The 19119-nt window shown below is 72.3% G+C and carries 20 protein-coding genes; 11 read left to right on the top strand and 9 right to left on the bottom strand.

Features of this window, described 5'->3' with window-relative positions; genetic code table 11:
• Positions 1–124 precede the first annotated feature (124 nt).
• Positions 125–847, bottom strand: coding sequence for an SDR family oxidoreductase (locus BS75_RS39980; RefSeq protein ID WP_034091713.1), 723 nt, complete (start codon positions 845–847; stop codon positions 125–127).
• Positions 848–943: 96 nt separating this feature from the next.
• Between BS75_RS39980 and BS75_RS39985 the strand changes: the two genes are divergently transcribed.
• On the top strand, positions 944–1891 hold the full coding sequence (locus tag BS75_RS39985) for an AraC family transcriptional regulator (protein WP_034091714.1): 948 nt from the start codon (positions 944–946) through the stop codon (positions 1889–1891).
• A 150-nt stretch (positions 1892–2041) separates the two neighbouring features.
• On the opposite strand, the gene BS75_RS45730 is transcribed toward BS75_RS39985, so the two are convergent.
• Complete coding sequence (locus tag BS75_RS45730) at positions 2042–2215, bottom strand: CsbD family protein (RefSeq protein ID WP_063771537.1); 174 nt, start codon at positions 2213–2215, stop codon at positions 2042–2044.
• Positions 2216–2607: 392 nt separating this feature from the next.
• Here BS75_RS45730 and BS75_RS39995 point away from each other — a divergent pair, with 392 nt between their 5' ends.
• Both BS75_RS39995 and BS75_RS40000 read left to right on the top strand, forming a co-directional pair.
• The gene (locus tag BS75_RS39995) at positions 2608–3294 is read left to right on the top strand and encodes an alpha/beta fold hydrolase (RefSeq protein ID WP_034091716.1); all 687 of its coding nucleotides are present in this window, start codon (positions 2608–2610) and stop codon (positions 3292–3294) included.
• Between the two features lie 134 nt (positions 3295–3428).
• On the top strand, positions 3429–4385 hold the full coding sequence (locus BS75_RS40000) for an alpha/beta hydrolase (RefSeq protein WP_042439237.1): 957 nt from the start codon (positions 3429–3431) through the stop codon (positions 4383–4385).
• A 20-nt stretch (positions 4386–4405) separates the two neighbouring features.
• Here BS75_RS40000 and BS75_RS40005 read toward each other — a convergent pair whose 3' ends face one another.
• A complete protein-coding gene (locus BS75_RS40005; RefSeq protein WP_034091717.1) occupies positions 4406–4882 on the bottom strand; it encodes a MarR family winged helix-turn-helix transcriptional regulator in 477 nt (158 codons plus the stop codon).
• A gap of 63 nt (positions 4883–4945) precedes the next feature.
• Between BS75_RS40005 and BS75_RS40010 the strand changes: the two genes are divergently transcribed.
• The gene (locus BS75_RS40010; RefSeq protein ID WP_034091718.1) at positions 4946–5314 is read left to right on the top strand and encodes a VOC family protein; all 369 of its coding nucleotides are present in this window, start codon (positions 4946–4948) and stop codon (positions 5312–5314) included.
• A 369-nt stretch (positions 5315–5683) separates the two neighbouring features.
• Here the strand turns inward: BS75_RS40010 and BS75_RS40015 are convergent, their stop codons facing one another.
• Together BS75_RS40015 and BS75_RS45355 are read right to left on the bottom strand one after the other, a co-directional pair.
• Positions 5684–5929, bottom strand: a complete 246-nt coding sequence (locus BS75_RS40015; protein ID WP_034091719.1) for a hypothetical protein — start codon at positions 5927–5929, stop codon at positions 5684–5686.
• 11 nt (positions 5930–5940) lie between these two features.
• On the bottom strand, positions 5941–6888 hold the full coding sequence (locus tag BS75_RS45355) for a hypothetical protein (RefSeq protein WP_052070343.1): 948 nt from the start codon (positions 6886–6888) through the stop codon (positions 5941–5943).
• Positions 6889–7507: 619 nt separating this feature from the next.
• Here BS75_RS45355 and BS75_RS40025 point away from each other — a divergent pair.
• Together BS75_RS40025 and BS75_RS40030 are read left to right on the top strand one after the other, a co-directional pair.
• The gene (locus BS75_RS40025) at positions 7508–7975 is read left to right on the top strand and encodes a hypothetical protein (RefSeq protein ID WP_052070344.1); all 468 of its coding nucleotides are present in this window, start codon (positions 7508–7510) and stop codon (positions 7973–7975) included.
• Positions 7968–8564, top strand: coding sequence for a TetR/AcrR family transcriptional regulator (locus tag BS75_RS40030; RefSeq protein ID WP_034091720.1), 597 nt, complete (start codon positions 7968–7970; stop codon positions 8562–8564). Before BS75_RS40025 ends, BS75_RS40030 begins: the two co-directional genes overlap by 8 nt.
• A 39-nt stretch (positions 8565–8603) precedes the next feature.
• Here BS75_RS40030 and BS75_RS40035 read toward each other — a convergent pair whose 3' ends face one another.
• The 4 genes from BS75_RS40035 to BS75_RS40050 all read right to left on the bottom strand — a co-directional run bounded on the left by BS75_RS40035 (position 8604) and on the right by BS75_RS40050 (position 11572).
• Positions 8604–8831: a hypothetical protein gene (locus tag BS75_RS40035; RefSeq protein ID WP_034091721.1), complete on the bottom strand. Its 228-nt coding sequence runs from the start codon at positions 8829–8831 to the stop codon at positions 8604–8606.
• A 104-nt stretch (positions 8832–8935) separates the two neighbouring features.
• Positions 8936–9949: an NAD(P)/FAD-dependent oxidoreductase gene (locus BS75_RS40040; RefSeq protein WP_034091722.1), complete on the bottom strand. Its 1014-nt coding sequence runs from the start codon at positions 9947–9949 to the stop codon at positions 8936–8938.
• Positions 9946–10500, bottom strand: a complete 555-nt coding sequence (locus tag BS75_RS40045; protein WP_034091723.1) for an isoprenylcysteine carboxyl methyltransferase family protein — start codon at positions 10498–10500, stop codon at positions 9946–9948. The genes BS75_RS40040 and BS75_RS40045 overlap by 4 nt, the downstream gene beginning before the upstream one ends.
• Positions 10501–10507: 7 nt before the next feature.
• Positions 10508–11572 carry a type III polyketide synthase gene (locus tag BS75_RS40050; protein WP_034091724.1) on the bottom strand — a complete coding sequence of 355 codons (1065 nt, stop codon included), beginning with the start codon at positions 11570–11572 and terminating at the stop codon, positions 10508–10510.
• A 77-nt stretch (positions 11573–11649) separates the two neighbouring features.
• Here BS75_RS40050 and BS75_RS40055 point away from each other — a divergent pair, with 77 nt between their 5' ends.
• From BS75_RS40055 to BS75_RS40075, 5 genes are all read left to right on the top strand, one after another.
• Positions 11650–12534 (top strand): UbiA family prenyltransferase, encoded by an 885-nt coding sequence (locus BS75_RS40055; RefSeq protein ID WP_042439241.1) that lies wholly within the window; start codon positions 11650–11652, stop codon positions 12532–12534.
• Between the two features lie 86 nt (positions 12535–12620).
• Positions 12621–14312, top strand: coding sequence for an acyclic terpene utilization AtuA family protein (locus BS75_RS40060; RefSeq protein ID WP_034091726.1), 1692 nt, complete (start codon positions 12621–12623; stop codon positions 14310–14312).
• Positions 14309–15907 carry an acyl-CoA carboxylase subunit beta gene (locus BS75_RS40065; RefSeq protein ID WP_034091727.1) on the top strand — a complete coding sequence of 533 codons (1599 nt, stop codon included), beginning with the start codon at positions 14309–14311 and terminating at the stop codon, positions 15905–15907. The genes BS75_RS40060 and BS75_RS40065 overlap by 4 nt, the downstream gene beginning before the upstream one ends.
• The gene (locus BS75_RS45360; RefSeq protein WP_052070346.1) at positions 15904–17931 is read left to right on the top strand and encodes an ATP-binding protein; all 2028 of its coding nucleotides are present in this window, start codon (positions 15904–15906) and stop codon (positions 17929–17931) included. Before BS75_RS40065 ends, BS75_RS45360 begins: the two co-directional genes overlap by 4 nt.
• The gene (locus tag BS75_RS40075; protein WP_034091728.1) at positions 17928–19088 is read left to right on the top strand and encodes an acyl-CoA dehydrogenase family protein; all 1161 of its coding nucleotides are present in this window, start codon (positions 17928–17930) and stop codon (positions 19086–19088) included. Before BS75_RS45360 ends, BS75_RS40075 begins: the two co-directional genes overlap by 4 nt.
• Positions 19089–19119 lie beyond the last annotated feature (31 nt).

Raw genomic sequence — 19119 nt, forward strand, 5'->3', positions numbered from 1 at the left:
CTGCCCCCGAACGCCCAGCCGAGCAGTTGGACCTTCAGCGGCAAGGGGGGAGGGGCGCGCGTACGCGGCGTCAACTGCCGACGGCGGCCGGGCTGTTCCTCCGGGGCTCGGGAGCAGTCCGCGGTCAGGCCAGTGCGGCTCCGCCGTCGAGGGTGAGCACCGTGCCGGTCGCGTAGCCGTTGCCCAGGAGGTAGAGGTAGGCCGTTGCCGCCTCCTCGGGGCTGCCGACGCGCTGCACGGGAAGACCGCTGCCCTGCGCTTGGAGGAAGGCCTCCGGCTCGGACACGGTGCTGTCCCAGAGCTCGGTGCGGATCGCGCCGAGGCGGACCGCGTTGACCCGCAGCGGGGCGAGTTCCAGGGCCAGGGCCCGGGTCAGACCCTCGACGGCAGCTGTGACGGTCGCGGCCAGCGAGGCTCCGGGGACGGGCCGGGTGGCGAAGGCGCCGGAGGTGAACGTGATCGAGCCGCCGGGGCGGAGCTTCGGCGTCGCGTACTTCGCGGCGAGCAGGGCACTCCAGAAGCGGCGCTCGAAGAAGGCTCGGGACTCCTCGCCGGTGAGGTCGGCGAGCGGCTTCAGCAGCAGGGACTCGCCCGCGGTGTAGACGAGGTGGTCGAACTCGCCGATCCGGTCGAAGAAGGCGGCGAGTGCCGCCTCGTCGGCGACGTCCAGCCGGATGCCTTCGGCCGAGCCGCCGAGCTTCTTCACCGCCAGGTCGACCCGCTCCTGGCTGCTGGAGGCGACGACCACGTTCGAGCCCTGGGTCGCTGCGGCCCGGGCAACGGCGAATCCGATGCCGGAAGTACCACCTATGACGACGATGCGCTGGGTGTCCGCTGTGTTGTTCATGGAGAGGACGCTATGTGTTGCAGCAGAGACACTGAATGGCCAGAAGTCTTGATTCTTTGTCCGATCGTCTCGATATCGGCACGCTATCCTGAGCGAATGGACATTCTCAGCGACACGCTCGCGGCCCTGCGCACCGGGCGCCCGTCCGTCGTCCGAACCGACGCGCAGGCGCCGTGGGGTGTGCGCTTCGAGCCCATCTCGGGAGCCGGGTTCCACGTCGTCGTCGAAGGGCACTGTTTTCTCCTGCCGGTCGGCGGCGATCCGATCGCCCTGGGCCCCGGCGACGTCGTGTTCCTCCGGCGCGGCACCGATCACGCCATCTGTGACGCGGTCACCAGCGAACTGGTCGCCTTCGAACCCGACCGGGTCGACACCTCCTCGCCGATCGGGCGCTTCGCCGTCGAGGGCGAGGGCGCTCGCAGCGTGCTGGTGTGCGGGGCCTACCACCTCGACATCGACCGGCCGCATCCGCTGCTCGGCGAGCTCCCGGAGGTCATCCACCTCCCGGCCAATCCCGGTCGCCACCCGGTGCTGCGCTCGGCGGTCGACCAGCTCTGCGCCGAGCTCCACCAGCCTCAGCCGGGTTCGGACTCAGTGGTCACGGCCCTCGTCGATCTGCTGCTGCTCTACATCCTGCGGTCCTGGTACGCCGAGTTGCCCAGGGGTCGGACGCAGGGCTGGGCCTCGGCACTGAACGACCCGTTGATCGCCCCGGCGCTGAAAGCGATCCATGACGACCCGGCGCATCCGTGGACCGTCGAATCGCTGGGGAGCCGGGCCGGGCTGTCACGCGCCGCGTTCGCCCGGCGGTTCGCCACGGTGGTCGGCGAGCCGCCGCTCAGCTACCTGACGACGTGGCGGATGGCCGTCGCGGCGCGGATGCTGCGCGAGACGGTCGACTCGTTGGGCGCCGTGGCCGAGAGCACCGGCTACACCTCGGAGTTCGCGTTCGCGAAGGCCTTCAAGCGGCACTTCGGCGCGCCGCCCGGGGCATATCGGCGGGAGCGGCGAACGGCACCGGCTTCGCTGTCGGTGCCGGTCTGATGACCGGGGGCGCAGCGCGCCGATGGCGCAGGCGGGTCCTGCAGCATGCCGGCCCGCAGGATCGCTTCGGCCTCGGCGCTGTCGCGCCCCCGCGCCGATCATCAGCCCCACCGGACCCGACCGCGGAGCCGGCCCGCCGACGCCCGGACGTCAGTCCGTGAGGGCGTCCTTGGCCTTCTCGACCGCCTGCTTGGCGTCGCCCTTGACCTGGTCGGCCTTGCCCTCCGCCTGGAGGCGCTCGTTGCCGGTCGCCTTGCCTGCAGCCTCCTTGGCCTTGCCCTTGATCTTCTCGGCGGCGTTGGCGGCCTTGTTCTCGCTGCTCATGGTGACTCCTCGGGGTCGTGTGCGATCTTGCTTCGTGACATCGCCTACCCCGGATCCGGTCGCCAATCGGCCTGCGGGCCGAATTTCGGACGGAGTACGTGTTCGACCGACCGGCGCGCCGACCGTCTTGGCGGCCACGATGCCGAGGGCTGCCCAGTCGGAGGCGGCCACCATTGAGGGCGGCGACGTCGTGCTCGACACCGGGTCCGTCCTGGTCGGGCCGAGCTCGGGATCGACCGCGCAGACCGCCCTCGGCCGCGTCCTGAGCGCGAGCCCGCTCGCGAGCGGCCCGACGGCCTTGGTCGGGGCCCGAAGGAACCATCACGAAGAGTATCTTGTCGGAAGCTCGGCGTAGTGTGGCGTCATGGTTTGACAGCTACCAGGAGGACGTCATGGCAGGCAAGGCCAGTATCGTTTTCGCGCACGGACTCTGGGCCGACGGGTCGTGCTTCAGCAAGCTCATCCCCACGCTGCAGGCCGAGGGCCACCAGGTCTACAGCTCGCAGCACGGCCTGGACTCGCTCGAAGGCGACGTCGCGTGCGTCACCCGGGCCATCAACCACGTACCCGGTCCCGTCGTGCTCGTCGGCCACTCCTACGGCGGGACGCTGATCACCAAGGCGGGCGTGCACGACCGTGTGGGCGCCCTGGTCTACATCGCCGCGCTCGCGCCGGACGAGGACGAGACCTCTCAGAGCCAGCAGGAGAAGTTCCCCGGCACGCCCGTCTTCAAGCACCTCGATGTCGTCGACGGCCGCCTCTGGCTGCTTGAGTCGGGCATCGGCTACTTCTGCGGCGATCTGCCCGCGGCCGAGCAGCAGTTGGTCCTGGCGACGGGCGCGGTGCCGGTCGCCGACCTGTTCGCCCAGCAGGTCCCCGGTACCGCCTGGCGCACGAAGCCGAGCTGGTACATCGTCGCGAACGACGACCGCACCGTGAACCCGGAGCTGGAGCGGGCCGTCGCCGAGCGGATGGGCGCGAAGACCTACAGCGTGGACAGCAGCCACGTGCCCATGCTGTCGCACCCCGACTTCGTCCTCGACGTCATCCGCGACGCCGCGAAGGCGCTGGAGGCCTAGCCTCGCCCTTGCACGGGCGGCAGAGTCCGGGGCGTGACGGTGGTGGAGGTGACCGGGGCACTCGACGCGGTCACCTCCACCACCGTCCCGCCCCCGGGGCGAGCCCGTCTCCCGTGTGACCGGAGAGCACCACCATGAAGACGGACGTCACCTTTCCCAGCGCCGGCCTGAAGCTCGCCGGCCACCTCCACACCCCCGACGACGACGCCGCCGGTCCGCGCCCCGCGATCGTGGTGGGGCATCCCGGCAGCGGCGTGAAGGAGCAGACCGCCGGCCTCTACGCGTGCCGCCTGGCCGAGCAGGGCTTTGTCGCCCTGGCGTTCGACGCCGCCTACCAGGGCGAGAGCGAGGGCGCCCCGCGCGGCCTGGAGGACCCGGCCCACCGGGTGGAGGACATCAAGGCGGCGGTCTCGTTCCTCGCCACCCGCGAGGACGTCGACCCCGACGCTGTCGGGGCGCTGGGCATCTGCGCCTCCGGCGGGTACGTGCTTCCCGCCGCCGCCACCGACCACCGGATCAAGGCCGTCGGCACCGTCAGCGCCGTCGACATCGCCCGCCAGTTCCGCCTGGGCGCCGACGGCGCACAGGACCCCGCCGTCATCCAGGGCATGCTCGACGCGGCCGCGGCCGCGCGTACCGCCGAAGCCCGCGGCGAGGGAGTGCAGAGCTTCCAGCTCTTCCCCGACACCGCCGAGCAGGCCCGCGCCCTGGGCGGCGAGCACGGCTTCGAGGGCTTCGAGTACTACCGCACCGACCGGGCCCGGCACCCGCGCTCGGCGGAGTTCCTCACCTGGTCCAGCGTCGACCGCATGGTCGGCTTCGACGCCTTCCGCTTCGTCGACCTGATCGCGCCCCGCCCGCTGCTGATGATCGTCGGACGCGAAGCGGTGACCTCCTGGATGGCCGTGGAGGCGTTCCAGAACGCCCGCAGCCCCAAGGAGCTGCACTGGATCGACGGAGCCAGCCACGTCGACCTCTACGACAGGGAGCAGTATGTCGGCCCCGCGGTCTCGAAGCTCACCGAGTTCTTCGGGATCCACCTGGCCGGAGCGACACCGCGTCTCGGCCGCACTCCTGCCCCGGCACGGTGAGCCGAGCACCGGGGAACGGTTCAGCTGCCGTCGCTGCCGTCGCTGCCGTCGCCGCCGTCGCGCAGGGAACGGATCATGCTTTGCAGGGTCCGGAACGCGCCTGACTGCTCGGCCTCGGACAGGCCGGCCAGCATTCTGTCCTCGACGGACCGGACCGCCACGGTCGCCTTTTCGAGCCTCTGTCGGCCGCGGGGCGTGAGTCGCGCGGGAAGAACCTTCCCGACGGGCGCCTCCGCAGGTCTGGTCACGTAGCCCTCCCGTTCCAGGGCCTGGAGCAGCACGTTCATCGACTGCCGGGTCACGAACGCGCCACGCGCGAGCTCGGAGTTCGACAGGCCCGGCCGTTGGGCCAGCAGTTCGAGGCAGGAGTAGTGCGTCACGCTCATCCCGAGCGGCCGCAGCACCTCCTCCATGGCTGCGCGCAGGGCGCTCGAAGCCTCCTTCAGCAGGTAGCCCAGCGATTTGTCCAGATCGACGCCGACACCGTTTTGACTCATGTCAGCATTCTGACATACATTGGTCTGTGTCAGGAATCTGACACGAAGCGAAGGAGTAGCACCATGCCCGCCACCGGCCCCGACTTCATCTCGCTCCAGGTACGCGACCTCGACGCTTCGCAGGCGTTCTACGAGCAGTACCTCGGCCTCGTCCGCTCGCAGGCCGGACCTCCGCACGCCGTCGTCTTCGAGACGAAGCCGATCGCGTTCGCACTCCGCGACATCGTTCCCGGCACCGATCTCGCCTCCGTGGCCCAGCCCGGCATCGGTGCCGCGATCTGGCTCCACGCCACGGACGTCCAGGCCATTCACGATGCGCTCGTGGCCAACGGCCACACCATCGTCTCCGCACCGATCGACGGCCCCTTCGGCCGGACGTTCACCTTCGCCGACCCCGACGGCTACCAGGTCACTCTCCACGACCGCGGCTGACGGGCCGAACGCCACCGGACGATCACCGGCCCCGCAGACCGCGGTGCGGGCGTTCGCGGGCCGGTATCGGCCGCGGGAGCCGCCGGAGCACTGTCGGCGGGCACAGCCCCGGCTGACGTCGCTGGTCGTACTCAGCGGAGGAAACCCTCGACGGCTCCCTTGGCGGATCCTCCGCTCGCGCGGCTGCCGCCACCCGGGCCGCAGTCGCGCGAGCGGAGGATCCGTCGCGCTCATCGTGCTGACGATGCGGCCTGTTGCTGGAAGGCGGGCCGTCGGGCAGAGCCCAGACCGTAGCGGTGGTCCTTGACGCAGCCTGCACGGGGATGCCCGGCCGTGGCGCCGCCGCGAAGGCTGCCGGAGATGTGGGTGCTACCCGGCGAACAGCAGGTAGCACACGGCCGCGACCACAGCGACCGCAGTCAGGGCGGACACGAGCGTGCGCTTCTTGCTCTGCGCGGGGCCCACTGGGCGCAGGGCCACCGAGACGACGCTGCACATCACCGACGCGATGATCAGGGTCGGCCGGCATGCCGGGACGAGGACAGCGCACAGGAGCAGCGCGCAGGCCGCGACGCCCAGGCCGAGGGCCAGGGGACGGCTCTTCTGGATTGCCACGCCTGTGCTCCTCACTTGCAGTACCCGCCCTTGTAGGCTCCGGCCGTCGGGGTGGGAAGCTTGATCTTCAAGCATTGGCCGTCCCCGTAGGCGTTTCCGGCGACAGTCGCAGTGTAGGTGGCCCAGGCGGCGGTGAAGCCCGCGCCCACGGTGGCGCCGATGGGTCCTCCGGCTATCGCGCCGACTGCGGCGGCAGTGGCACTGCCCATCGCGATGATGTTGCCCTTGTTCCGCATCCACTTCGTCTCGGCCCGGTTGTAGTAGATCGTGCCGGTGATGTAGCCCCAGGTGTAATGGGGGTCGGCCACGACGGGGTAGGCAGTGGTCGCGGTGGTGTCGACGGTCTGGACCAGGGTGGTGCCGTCGAGGTGGTAGCCCGTGGGGACGGCGTTGCCGTGGGCGTCCTTGGCCCAGGGCGCATCGATGTGACCGAGCGCGATGGCGCCGCCGCCACTGATGGCCTGGTCGATGTCGTATCCGCCGGCGCCGCTCGGGGCAAGTGTTGCCCCGGCCGGAAGGCCGAGGTCGAAACGCTGGGTCGTGGGGGCGTTCGCGTCGTTGAGGGTGACCAGGGCGCGAACGCCGCCGTCGCTGGTCGCCTGAACCGCGAGGTCGGTGCCGGGCGCAACGTCGGGGTAGACGGTGGTGCCTGCCGCAGAGGTGGTGCCCGCGGTGTCGTTGGCACCGGGGAAGCTGAGTGTCACAGCACTGCCGTTGGGCGCGGTGACGGAGACCCTGCCGTCGGCGGTGGCCGGGGCGGTGACCGTGACGGGCCCCTCGGGTGCGGCAACGGTGGCGCTGGCTGCGGAGTCGGCGCCGCTCCCCGTGCTCGGGGCTATGCCGGTGGTGCCGGTCGCCTGCTGGACCACGGCAGCCGCGTGCGCGGCCTGGACCAAGGAGGGCGCCGAGGGACCGGCGAAGGCAGGTGGGGCCAGGCCCACGAGCGATGCGGCGGTCACAGCGGATATGCACAGGTGGGAGAGTCTCATCGACAGGCTTTCTGGCTGGAGCGGAATTCCCCGCACAGATATTTCGGCGGGGAGCTAGGTCTTCAGGAGAGACCGGAAGGACCCAGCGAATATGCCGCCAGGGTCACCAGCAGAATTCTCACACAGCCGACCCGGGTTCCTTTCCGGCCACACGGCAGGGCCGCCCCTGCCGATCGGCTGGTCAGCCCCCGCCAGATGGGGCGAGGCCCTTCTGTCGCTTAGCTGTGACGGTGTGCGAGGTCTGAGGCGGCACGGCCAACTGCGGCAGGCATCACAGAAACAGCCCGAGTCCCCCTATTCGGTGGGCGCGAAAGGCGGGAAGTGTGTCCTTTCGAGTGTTCCGGTCGCCTGCTATTCTCCCGTCCCACCGCAGTCATGGAATTCCGGGTCGAACGGGGGCCGGTGTTCTGAATTCGAATCCCCCGTTCGGTGGAGGGCGGGACCACCGGCTGACCGGCGGATCGGGGGATCCCGGTGGAGCCCGGCGCGGCGGAGCCCAGAGACAGAGCCGGGCGAACCGGGTCCCGGCAGCACCGCGGCGCTGGGGATCACCATCCGGGGCGCGGGACCGAGTCGGCACGCGGGTGGCATGCACGGATTCTGGCGCGCCCTGGTCACCCACTACCGTGCCGCGGGAGGACGGCTGCGCACGCGTCAGGGGGACTGGCACGCACGGTGCGTGGTCTGTGCGGTCCCGGCCGCGTCCACCGCCGCGATCTGCTCCGGACTCCCCGTCGCCCGTCGGCTGCGGCCCTACCTCGACCGGGACGCGGACGCGATGGGAGGAGCGTGCGCGGTCTTCCTGGGCGTACCCGAACACGAGTTGGCCGGTCAGGAACTGACGCATCACCAGTTCCTCGACTGCTACGACCGGCCGCTGGGGGACGGGAACAACATGTTCGTCTCGGTGTCCGCGCCCGGTGACACCCTGAGCGCCCCGAGCGGCCACCGGGCGGTAATGATCTCCACCCATACCGATCATCACCGGCCCGAACTGGCCCGTCGGCTCGACCCGTACCTCACCGCCCAGCACGTGAAGCCGGTGCGCGTTGTCTGACACGCGCGGCAGGGTCCTCGACGCGGCTGTGGCCTGCCTGGTCGAACACGGCTACCGCGGCACCACCGCACGGGCGATAGCGCAGACCGGCGGCTTCGCCCCGGGGGTGATCTACTACCACTTCAGCGACCTGGACGACCTGCTGGTGGCCGCGCTCGCACACACCTGTGAGGCCCGCGCCACCCGGTACCGAACGGTGCTCGCGGGGGTGGACCGAGCCGTGCCGGCGGTGGACCTGCTCCGCGGCCTCTACCAGGAGGACTCGGACAGCGGCCACAACGCCGCCGTTCAGGAGCTGTACGCCGGTGCCCGGCCGGGCACCCCGCTGGCCGCCCGGCTCGCCCTGGAGACCCGGCGACGGGAGCAGCTCGCGGAGGAACTGCTGGTCGTCCTGCTGCGCGGCAAGCCACTGGCGTCCGCGGTGCGGGGCCCCGTGCTGGCCGGCGCCGCGGTCGCCTTCTACCTGGGCACCGAGACCCTGGCCCATCTGGATTCCGACACCTCACGCGTGACCCAGTTCTTCGACCAGGCCGCCCGCCTCGCCGTGCTCTTCGACCGGATCCCGCGACTGCGCAGCCGCGCGCCGTAGCCGGCTCCGCAGACCTGGCCCGCAGTACACGTACCGGGGTCAGCCTGCTTCCCACGTGTGCGGGCCTCCGCCGATCCACTGCACGCTGCCGTCGGCCTCCAGGTCGAGGTCTTCCAGGCCGGCGCGGCGACAGAACTCGGCGACATCCCGCAGCGAGTGCGCCTTGCCGACCTGGGCGCCCAGGATGTCCACGCGGCGGAACGGCGGCGTGGTGTCGACGACGGGGTGCACGACGACATGCGCGTGATGGTGCTGCGACTCGCTCATGGTTCCAGAGTGGCGGTTCTGGCGCAGCTCGGCATCCCGGGGCCGAGTCGCAGCGCGGCGGTGGCTGCCGTCAACCCTGCTCATCGGCCGTTGGTGGGTGGTGGTCAGGCGAGTTGGTTGACCAGGGCGGTGAAGAGGTCGGGGTGGCGGGCTGCCGCCGGGACGATGCGAGGTGCCAGGCGCGGTCGGTGGCGGGCCCACAACAGGGTCCCGGTGAGCAGGCGGTGGCGTCGCGAGACCCGGCGCCACGCCTGTTCGTAGGCCTGCGGTCGGTCGGTGCGGACGCAGTGCACCAGCTCGGCGGCACAGGCCAGGGCCAGGGACACGCCTTCCCCGGTCAGTGCGTCGACGTAGCCGGCCGCGTCGCCGACCAGCAGCACCCGTCCGGCCGCACGGCGGTGGACGAGCTGGCGCAGGGGTCCGGCGCCCCGGACTGCCGTGGCCGGGGCCTGGGGCAGCCGGCGCGCCAGGGCCGGGAAGTGTGCGAGGTGCGTCTCGAAGGCGCCGCGCTCGGAGGTCAGGACCGCGACGCCGACCAGGAGGGGGGAGAGCGGAGTGACATAGGCCTCGGCCCGGGGCGACCAGTGCACCTCGACGCAGTCCGTCCATGGCTCCACCGCGAAGTGGCGGCGCAGCCCGTACCTCGGCGGCCTCGGGTCCGGCCGGTCCAGGGCGAGTTGGCGCCTGATCGGTGAGTGCAGGCCGTCGGCTGCGGCCAGGTAGCGTGCGGTGATCCCCGCTGCACGGACTCCGGAGCGGTCCTGCCGGACGGCGCCGGCCCGCAACGGGAGCACCGGGACGCCGAGCTCCGCGGCCCGGCGAGCCAGCGCGGCCTGCAGCTCGGTGCGCCGCACGCCCCGGCCCGGGTCGCCGTGGAACAGGGCCTCGGCGCTGTGGCGGTGGTCGAGGTAGCGGATGCCGCGGATGGGGTGTCCGTCGACCGTGACGCCGAGGTCGCCCAGGGCGTGCAGGGCGCCGGGCATGAGTCCTTCGCCGCAGGCCTTGTCGATGGGGGTGGGGCGGGGTTCGGCGACCACGACGTCGAGTCCGGCGCGGGCGGCGTGGATGGCGGTGGCGAGTCCGGCGGGGCCGGCGCCGACGACCAGCAGGTCGATCACGGTGCGGCCGGGGCGGGCACCTGGGCGGGAGGCGGGGCCGAACCGGCGAGGGCCGCGTTCTCGCAGCGCAGGCGGGTTGCGAGCAGGGGCAGGTTGAGGAGGGTGAAGCCGGTGGCGGTGAGCCAGTTGGAGTGCACCAGCGGGAGGGCGGCTCCCTCGACGACCACGGCGAGGTAGTTGGGGTGGCGCAGCCAGCGGTAGGGGCCGCCGGTGACCAGGGGCAGTGCGGGTACGACGATGACCCGGGTGTTCCAGCGCGGTCCGAGGGCGGCGATGCACCACCAGCGCAGGGCCTGGGCGGCCAGGACCAGGGCCAGCATGGGCAGGCCGAGCGCGGGCAGGAAGGGCCGGTGCCCCAGACGGGTCTCCAGCAGGCAGCCGGCGAGCAGGGCGGTGTGCAGGGCGACCATGACCGGGTAGTGGCCGCGTCCGTGCTCCACCGCGCCGTGACGGGCGCTCCAGGAGGCGTTGCGACGGGCGGTGCGCAGCTCGGCGAGGCGTTCGAGGGCGACCAGGAGTACCAGGACGGTGTAGGCGTTCAGGGCAGGCATGGGGCGGCTACCAGTGGAGGAGGACGAGTTCGGTGCTGAATCCGGGCCCCATCGCCAGCAGCAGGCCCGGTGTGCCCGCCGGTGGCGGGCGCAGCGCGAGGGTGTCGCGCAGCACGTGCAGGACGGCGGCCGAGGACAGGTTGCCGACCTCGGCCAGGGAGCGCCAGGTCAGTTCCAGGGCGCGGGCCGGGAGCGCCAGCGCCTCGCGTACGGCGTCCAGCACTCTGGGGCCTCCGGGATGGCAGACCCAGGCGGTGACGTCCTCGGTCTTCAGGTCGTGGTCGTCGAGGAACGCGCGCACCTCCTCGCCGAGGTGACTGCGGACCAGGTCCGGCAGGTCGGCGCCCAGCACGATCCGGAAGCCGCTGTCGCAGACGTCCCAGCCCAGCATGCGCTCGGTGCCCGGGTAGAGGTGGCTCCGGGTGGCGACCACCGTCGGTGCGGGGCAGGGCCGGGTGTGCACCCGGTCCTCGCCGATGGCCAGTAGCGCGGCGGCGCCGTCCCCGAAGAGCGCGCCCGCGACGAGGTTCTGCGCCGAGGCGTCGGCGCGCTGCAGCGTCAGGGAGCACAGTTCGACGGAGAGCAGCAGCGCCACCTGGTCGGGCCGGCCCAGGAGGTGGTCGTGGAGCCTGGCGATCCCCGCGGCGCCGCCGACGCAGCCGAGCCCGAAGCTGGGGACCCGCTTCACGTCCGGCCGCAGTCCCAGGCGTCCGGCCAGCCGGGCCTCGATCGACGGCGCGGCGATACCGGTGACCGACGTGGAGAAGACCAGGTCGATGTCCTCGGGACGCAGCGCCGCCTGCTCCAGCGCACCGCGCACGGCCTGTTCCCCGAGGTCGAGGGCGACTTCGAGGAAGGCGTCGTTGGCCGCGCCGAAGCCGCCCAGGGCGGCGTACCGCTCCAGCGGCAGCGCCAGGTGGCGGCTGCGGACGGTGGAGGTCGCGTGCAGACGCTCCAGTACGCCCCGGTCACTGCCCGGCGGCAGGCACATGTCGGCGAAGGCCTCGGTGATGTCGCTCTGCTCGTAGCGGTGCTCGGGTAGCACCCCATGAACGGCGACGATTCGCGTCATAACGCCAGTATAGGGAGAAACTGATTGATAGTCATCAATAGGGCATCTTTGGCATTTCCGGGACGTAGCATCGTGGCGTGCTCAGCAATCCCGTCGATGGGACCGCGAAGGGTCCAGCGGTCCGGCCGCCCGTCTCCGCTCCCGTGCTCGGGCTGCTGCGGGCCGCCCACCCCGCACCGGCCGGCGCCGTCACCGCCCTGGTCACCGCGCTGGCTGCGGCATCGGGTCGCGATGCGTACGGATGCCTGCTGGTGGCCCTGGCTGTGCTCACCGGTCAGCTCTCCGTCGGCTGGAGCAACGACCGTATCGACCTGCGGCGCGATCTGGCCGCGGAGCGCTGCGACAAGCCGCTGGTGACCGGTGCGGTCCAGGCGCGCGCGGTGGGGACCGCCGCCGGCTGCGCCCTGCTGCTGTGCGTTCCGCTGTCCCTGGCCAACGGCCTCCTCGCGGGATCGGCCCAGCTGATCGGGGTCGCCGCCGCCTGGGCCTACAACCTCGGCGTCAAGGCGACGCTCCTGTCGTGGCTGCCCTACGCCCTGGGCTTCGGCCTGCTCGCCGCCTTCGTCACCCTCGGCCTCCCCGGCCACCCCTGGCCCCCACCGTGGCTCGTGGCCGCGGGTGCCCTGCTCGGCGTGGGAGCCCACTTCACCAACGTCCTCCCCGACATCGACGCGGACCTCGCCGCGGGCATCCGCGGCCTGCCCCAGCGCCTGGGCCGGCAGCGCTCCCGCTCAGTGGCCGCCCTGATCCTGTTGGGGGCCTCCGTCGTCCTGGTCCTGGGCCCTGCCGGCCCGCCCGGCCCCGCCGGGTGGCTCGGCCTCGCCATCACCGGAGCTCTGGCCCTGGCCACCGCCCTCCCGCTGGGCACCGACCCCCGCAGCCGTCTCCCCTTCCTGGCCACCCTCGCCCTGGCCGCCGTCGACGTCACCCTGCTCCTGCTGCGCGGCAGCAGCCTGGCGTGACTCCGGTGGGGGAGGGGGGTGATCGCCCCGGCATGGAAACAAGCAATGATGATTGCTTTTTTCCTGGCCCGGTGGGACCGTTGCGCATGACCGATCCCGCAGTCCGGGAGCCGCTTCGCATCGGCAATGCCTCGGGCTTCTACGGCGACCGCTTCGCCGCGATGCACGAGATGCTGTCCGGTGGCGAGTTGGACGTCCTGACCGGCGACTACCTGGCCGAGCTGACCATGCTCATCCTGGGGCGCGACCGGCTCAAGAACGCCGACGGCGGCTACGCCAGGACCTTCCTGCGCCAGTTGGAGACCACCCTGGGCACCGCGCTCGACCGGGGGGTGAAGATCGTCACCAATGCCGGTGGGCTCAACCCGCACGGCCTGTCGCTCGCCATCGGTGAGCTGGCGCGGCGGCTCGGGCTGGACGCCGAGGTGGCCCATGTCTCGGGCGACGACCTGCTCCCGCGCGCCGAGGAGCTGCGGCTGGGGAGCCCGGTGACGGCCAATGCCTACCTCGGCGCCTGGGGCATCGTCGAATGCCTGAACAGCGGCGCCGACGTGGTGGTCACCGGTCGGGTCACCGATGCCTCGCTGGTGGTGGGGCCGGCCGCGGCCCACTTCGGCTGGGGGCGGGCGGACCATGACGCGCTGGCCGGGGCCGTGGTGGCCGGGCACGTGCTCGAATGCGGCACGCAGGCCACCGGCGGCAACTACTCCTTCTTCACCGAGATCGCCGATCTCCGCCATCCGGGCTTTCCGCTGGCGGAGGTGCACGCGGACGGCAGCAGTGTGATCACCAAGCACCCGGGTACCGGTGGCGCGGTCTCGCTGGGCACCGTCACCGCGCAGCTGCTCTACGAGATCGGCGGTCCCCGCTACGCGGGCCCCGACGTCACCGCCCGCTTCGACACCGTCTCGCTGGCCGAGGCGGGGCCCGACCGGGTGCGGATCAGCGGGGTGCGCGGCGAGGCGCCGCCGCCGGTGCTCAAGGTCGGCTGCACCAGCTTCGGCGGCTACCGCAACCAGGTGGAGTTCGTGCTGACCGGCCTGGAGATCGAGGCCAAGGCGGAGCTGGTACAGCGTCAACTCGGCTACCCCGACGCCGAATGGACTCTGGCCAGGACCGACCACCGGGACGCCGGCAGCGAGGAGGAGGCCAGCGCCCTGCTGCGGTGCGTGGTGCGGGGCGAGGACCCCAAGGCCGTCGGCCGCGCCTTCAGCGGCGCGGCGATCGAGCTGGCCCTGGCCGGCTACCCCGGCTTCCATGTCACCGCACCTCCTGGCGAGGCCGCCCCCTACGGCGTGTTCGAGGCCGCCTTCGTGGACGCCCACCTGGTCGAGCACATCGCGGTGACGGCCGACGGCAGGCGCTGCGCCGTCGCGCCGCCGCCCGGGACCCTGGCCCTGGCGGAGCTCGGTGACCCGCAGCTGCCGGAGGCGCTGCCGCCGGGGCCGTGCCGCCGGGCGCCGCTCGGCGCCGTCGCCGGGGCCCGCAGCGGGGACAAGGGCGGCTCGGCCAATGTCGGCGTCTGGGTCCGCAGCGACGAGGCCTGGCGCTGGCTGGCACACGCGCTCACCGTCGACGAGTTCCGTCGGCTGCTGCCCGAGACGGCCGAACTGCCGGTCACCCGGCACCTGCTGCCCAACCTGCGGGCGGTGAACTTCGTGGTGGACGGCCTGCTCGGCGCGGGCGTCGCCGCCCACGTCCGCTTCGACCCGCAGGCGAAGGCGGTCGGCGAGTGGCTGCGCTCGCGGTACGTCGACATTCCGGAGGCCCTGCTGTGACCGTACTGCGCTCCACGCTCGACACCGCCGCCCCCGAGTACGCCGACAACCGGCGCGCCACCCTCGCCAAACTGGCCGAGGTGGAGGCCGAGCACGCCCGGGCGCTGGGCGGTGGCGGCGCCAAGTACCGTGAGCGGCACCACAAGCGCGGCAAGCTGCTGCCCCGGGAGCGGATCGAGCTGCTGCTGGACCCGGATTCGCCGTTCCTGGAGCTCTCCACGCTCGCCGCCTGGGGCAGCGCCTTCCCGGTGGGGGCGGGCCTGGTCACCGGCATCGGCGTGGTCGAGGGAGTCGAATGCCTGATCTCGGCCAACGACCCGACCGTGCGCGGCGGGGCGAGCAACCCCTGGACCCTGCAGAAGGCCTTCAGAGCGGCCGAGATCGCGGCCGAGAACCGGCTGCCGACGATCAGTCTGGTCGAGTCCGCCGGGGCGGACCTGCCCACCCAGAAGGAGATCTTCGTACCCGGCGGCCGGATGTTCCGGGACCTGACCCGCGCCTCCGCCGCGGGCCTCCCCACCATCGCGCTGGTGTTCGGCAACTCGACGGCGGGCGGCGCCTACATCCCGGGCATGTCGGACCACGTGGTGATGGTCAAGGAGCGGGCCAAGGTGTTCCTGGCCGGCCCGCCGCTGGTGAAGATGGCGACGGGCGAGGTGACCGACGACGAGTCGCTCGGCGGCGCCGAGATGCACGCCAGGACCTCGGGCCTGGCCGACCACCTGGCCGTGGACGAGCTGGACGCGCTGCGCATCGGCCGCAGCATCGTCGCCCGGCTGAACTGGCGCAAGGCGGGTCCCGCTCCCTGCGCCCGGGTGCTGCCGCCGCGTCACGACGAGGAGGAGCTGGCGGGGATCGTGCCGACCGACCTCAAGCAGCCGTTCGATCCGCGCGAGGTCATCGCCAGGATCGTCGACGACTCCGACTTCGACGAGTTCAAGCCGCTCTACGGCTCCAGCCTGGTCACCGGCTGGGCCCGGTTGCACGGCTTCCCGGTCGGCGTCCTGGCCAACGCCCGCGGGGTGCTGTTCAGTCAGGAGGCGCAGAAGGCCACGCAGTTCATCCAGCTGGCCAACCAGTCCGACACGCCGCTGGTCTTCCTGCAGAACACCACCGGCTACATGGTGGGCAAGGAGTACGAGCAGGGCGGCATCATCAAGCACGGCGCGATGATGATCAACGCGGTCTCCAACTCCAAGGTCCCGCATCTGACCGTGGTGATGGGAGCCTCCTACGGCGCCGGGAACTACGGCATGTGCGGGCGGGCCTACGGCCCGCGCTTCCTGTTCAGCTGGCCGGGCGCCAAGTCCGCGGTGATGGGCCCGGCGCAGCTGTCCGGCGTCATCTCGATCGTCGCCCGGCAGGCCGCCCAGGCGCGAGGGGAGGCCTACGACGAGGCGGGCGACGCACTGATGCGGGCCCGGATCGAGGAGCAGATCGAGAGCGAGTCGCTGGCGTTGGCGATGTCCGGGCGGCTCTACGACGACGGTGTCATCGACCCGCGCGACACCCGCACGGTGCTCGGCCTGGCCCTGTCCGCCGTCCACTCCGCGCCCGTGCAGGGCGCCACCGGATTCGGGGTGTTCCGTACATGAGCGAAGCCACTCACGCCAGGCCGACCATCACCTCGGTGCTGGTGGCCAACCGGGGCGAGATCGCCCGGAGGGTCTTCCGCACCGCCCGCGAGCTGGGGCTGTCGACGGTGGCGGTGTACTCCGACGCCGACGCGGGCGCCCCCCACGTGGCGGAGGCCGACGCCGCCGTACGGCTGCCCGGCAGCGCCCCGGCCGACACCTATCTGCGCGTCGACCTGGTGATCGGGGCGGCTCTCCGCGCCGGCGCCGACGCGGTGCATCCGGGCTACGGGTTCCTGTCCGAGAACGCCGACTTCGTCCGCGCCGTGGCCGAGGCCGGGCTGACCTGGATCGGTCCGCCGCCGCAAGCGGTCGCGTCCATGGGCAGCAAGATCGAGTCCAAGCGGCTGATGGCGGCGGCCGGTGTCCCGGTGCTGGCCGAGGCGGATCCCGCGAAGCTCACCGAGGCGGACCTGCCGGTCCTGGTCAAGGCCTCGGCCGGGGGCGGCGGGCGCGGGATGCGGGTCGTGCGCAGCCTGGCCGAACTGCCGGGCGAGCTGGCTGCGGCCCGCGTCGAGGCGGCGTCCGCCTTCGGCGACCCCACCGTCTTCTGCGAGCCCTACCTGGAGACCGGCCGGCATGTCGAGGTGCAGGTCCTGGCCGACACCCACGGCACGGTGTGGGCGGTGGGGGAGCGCGAGTGCTCCATCCAGCGGCGGCACCAGAAGGTGGTGGAGGAGGCCCCGTCACCGCTGGTCGAGCGGCTGCCACAGCTGCGCGAGGCGCTGTTCGAGGCGTCGCGCAAGGCCGCCGCCGCCATCGGTTACGTCGGCGCGGGCACCGTGGAGTTCCTGGCCGACGAGTCGGGCCGCTTCTACTTCCTGGAGATGAACACCCGGCTGCAGGTCGAGCACCCGGTCACCGAATGCACCACCGGACTGGACCTGGTGCGGTGGCAGCTGCGCATCGCCGAGGGCGCGCGGCTGCCGGAGGCCCCGCCCGCCCGCGACGGGCACGCCATCGAGGTCCGCCTCTACGCGGAGGACCCGGCTGCCGGTTGGCAGCCGCAGAGCGGGGCCGTGGAGCGGTTCCAGGTCCCGGGCGTGGCCGCCGAGTTCGCCAATCCGCCCGGCTACGGGCTGCGGCTGGACTCCGGCGTGGTGGACGGGTCGGCCGTCGGCATCCACTACGACCCGATGCTCGCCAAACTCATCGCCTGGGGGCCGACCCGCGCCGACGCGGCCGGGATGCTCGCCGGAGCGCTCGCCCGCACCCGGCTGCACGGCCTGCGCACCAACCGCGACCTGCTGGTGCGTGTGCTGCGGCACCCGGCGTTCCTCGCCGGGGACACCGACACCGCGTTCTTCGAGCGGCACGGGCTGCCCGCCCTCGCCGAGCCGCTCGCCGACCCGGACGCACGGCGGCTGTCGGCCCTGGCGGCGGCCCTGGCCGATGCCGCGCACCGGCGCAACCGCGCGACGGTGCAGCGCGGACTGCCCTCGGGCTGGCGCAACGTCCCCTCACAGCCGCAGCGCGCCCGGTACGCCGATGCCGACGGGGCGGTCGACGTGGAGTACCGGCTGGCCAGGGCGGGTCTGCTGGCCGAGGGCTTCGAGGCCGTCGAGCTGGTGGACGCGGTGGCCGACCGGGTCGTCCTGGACGTCGCCGGGGTCCGCCGCAGCTTCGCCGTGGCCCGCTACGGACCGGGCGGCTCGGCGGTGTGCGTCGACTCGGCGCTCGGATCGGTGGCCCTGGCCGCCGTCGACCGGTTCCCCGACCCGGTGGCCGGGACGGAGCCCGGGGCGCTGCTGGCGCCGATGCCCGGCACGGTCGTACGCCTCGACGCCAAGGAGGGCGACACGGTGACGGCCGGTCAGCCGCTGCTCTGGCTGGAGGCCATGAAGATGCAGCACCGGATCGACGCCCCCGCGGACGGAGTGCTCACCGCACTGCACGTGGGCGTCGGCCGCCAGGTCGAGGTGGGCGCGGTGCTCGGCGTCGTCAGCAGTGAACCGGTCGAGTCGATTGAGGAGCAGCAGAAGTGAACTTCACCGAGTCCCAGGAGCAACAGGACCTGCGCGCGGCCGTGGCCGCGCTCGGAGCCCGCTACGGCTACTCCTACGCCAACGCCAGGGCCCGGCGCCACGAGCCGCTGCGCGAGCTGTGGCAGGAGGCGGGCAAGCTCGGCTACATCGGCGTCAACCTGCCGGAGGAGTACGGCGGCGGTGGCGGGGGCATGACCGAGCTCGCCATCGTCCAGGAGGAGCTCACCGCGGCCGGGTGCGGACTGCTGATGCTGGTCGTCTCCCCGGCGATCTGCGGTACCGTCATCGCCCGCTTCGGCACCGAGGAGCAGAAGCGGCGCTGGCTGCCCGGGATAGCCGACGGCTCGCGGATCATGGCGTTCGGGATCACCGAACCCGAGGCCGGCTCCAACTCGCACCGGATCACCACCACCGCCCGGCGCGACGGCGAGGGGTGGCTGCTCTCCGGCGGCAAGGTCTTCATTTCCGGCGTCGACGAGGCCGACCAGGTGCTGATCGTCGCCAGGACCGAGGACGCCCGCACCGGCAAGCTGAAGCCGGTGCTCTTCGCCGTCCCGACCGACGCGCCGGGCTTCGTGTACCGGCCGATCGAGATGGACATCGTGATGCCGGAGCGGCAGTTCACGCTCTTCTTCGACGATGTCCGGCTGCCCTCGGACGCGCTCATCGGGGAGGAGGACGCCGCGCTCGGCCAGCTGTTCGCCGGGCTGAACCCCGAGCGGATCATGGCGTCCGCGACCGCCGTCGGCATGGGCCGGTACGCCCTGGACAAGGCGGTGGCCTACGCCGGCAGCCGCAGCGTGTTCGGCGGCGCGCCGATCGCCACCCACCAGGGCGTCTCGCACCCGCTCGCCCAGGTCAAGATCGAGCTGGAGCTGGCCCGGCTGATGATGCAGAAGGCGGCCGGACTCTACGACGCCGGCGACGACATGGGCGCCGCCGAGGCCGCCAACATGGCGAAGTACGCGGCCGCCGAGGCGAGCATCCGCTCCCTGGACCAGGCCATCCAGACCCATGGCGGCAACGGCCTGACGAAGGAGTACGGACTGGCGTCGCTGCTCGCCGCCGCGCGGGTGGTGCGGATCGCTCCGGTGAGCCGGGAGATGGTCCTCAACTTCGTCGCGCAGTTCTCCCTCGGCATGCCGAAGTCGTACTGACATGGCCCGCCCCCGGCCGACGGCGGAGGCT

The organism is Streptacidiphilus albus JL83 (assembly GCF_000744705.1).
Classification (GTDB): Bacteria; Actinomycetota; Actinomycetes; order Streptomycetales; family Streptomycetaceae; genus Streptacidiphilus; species Streptacidiphilus albus.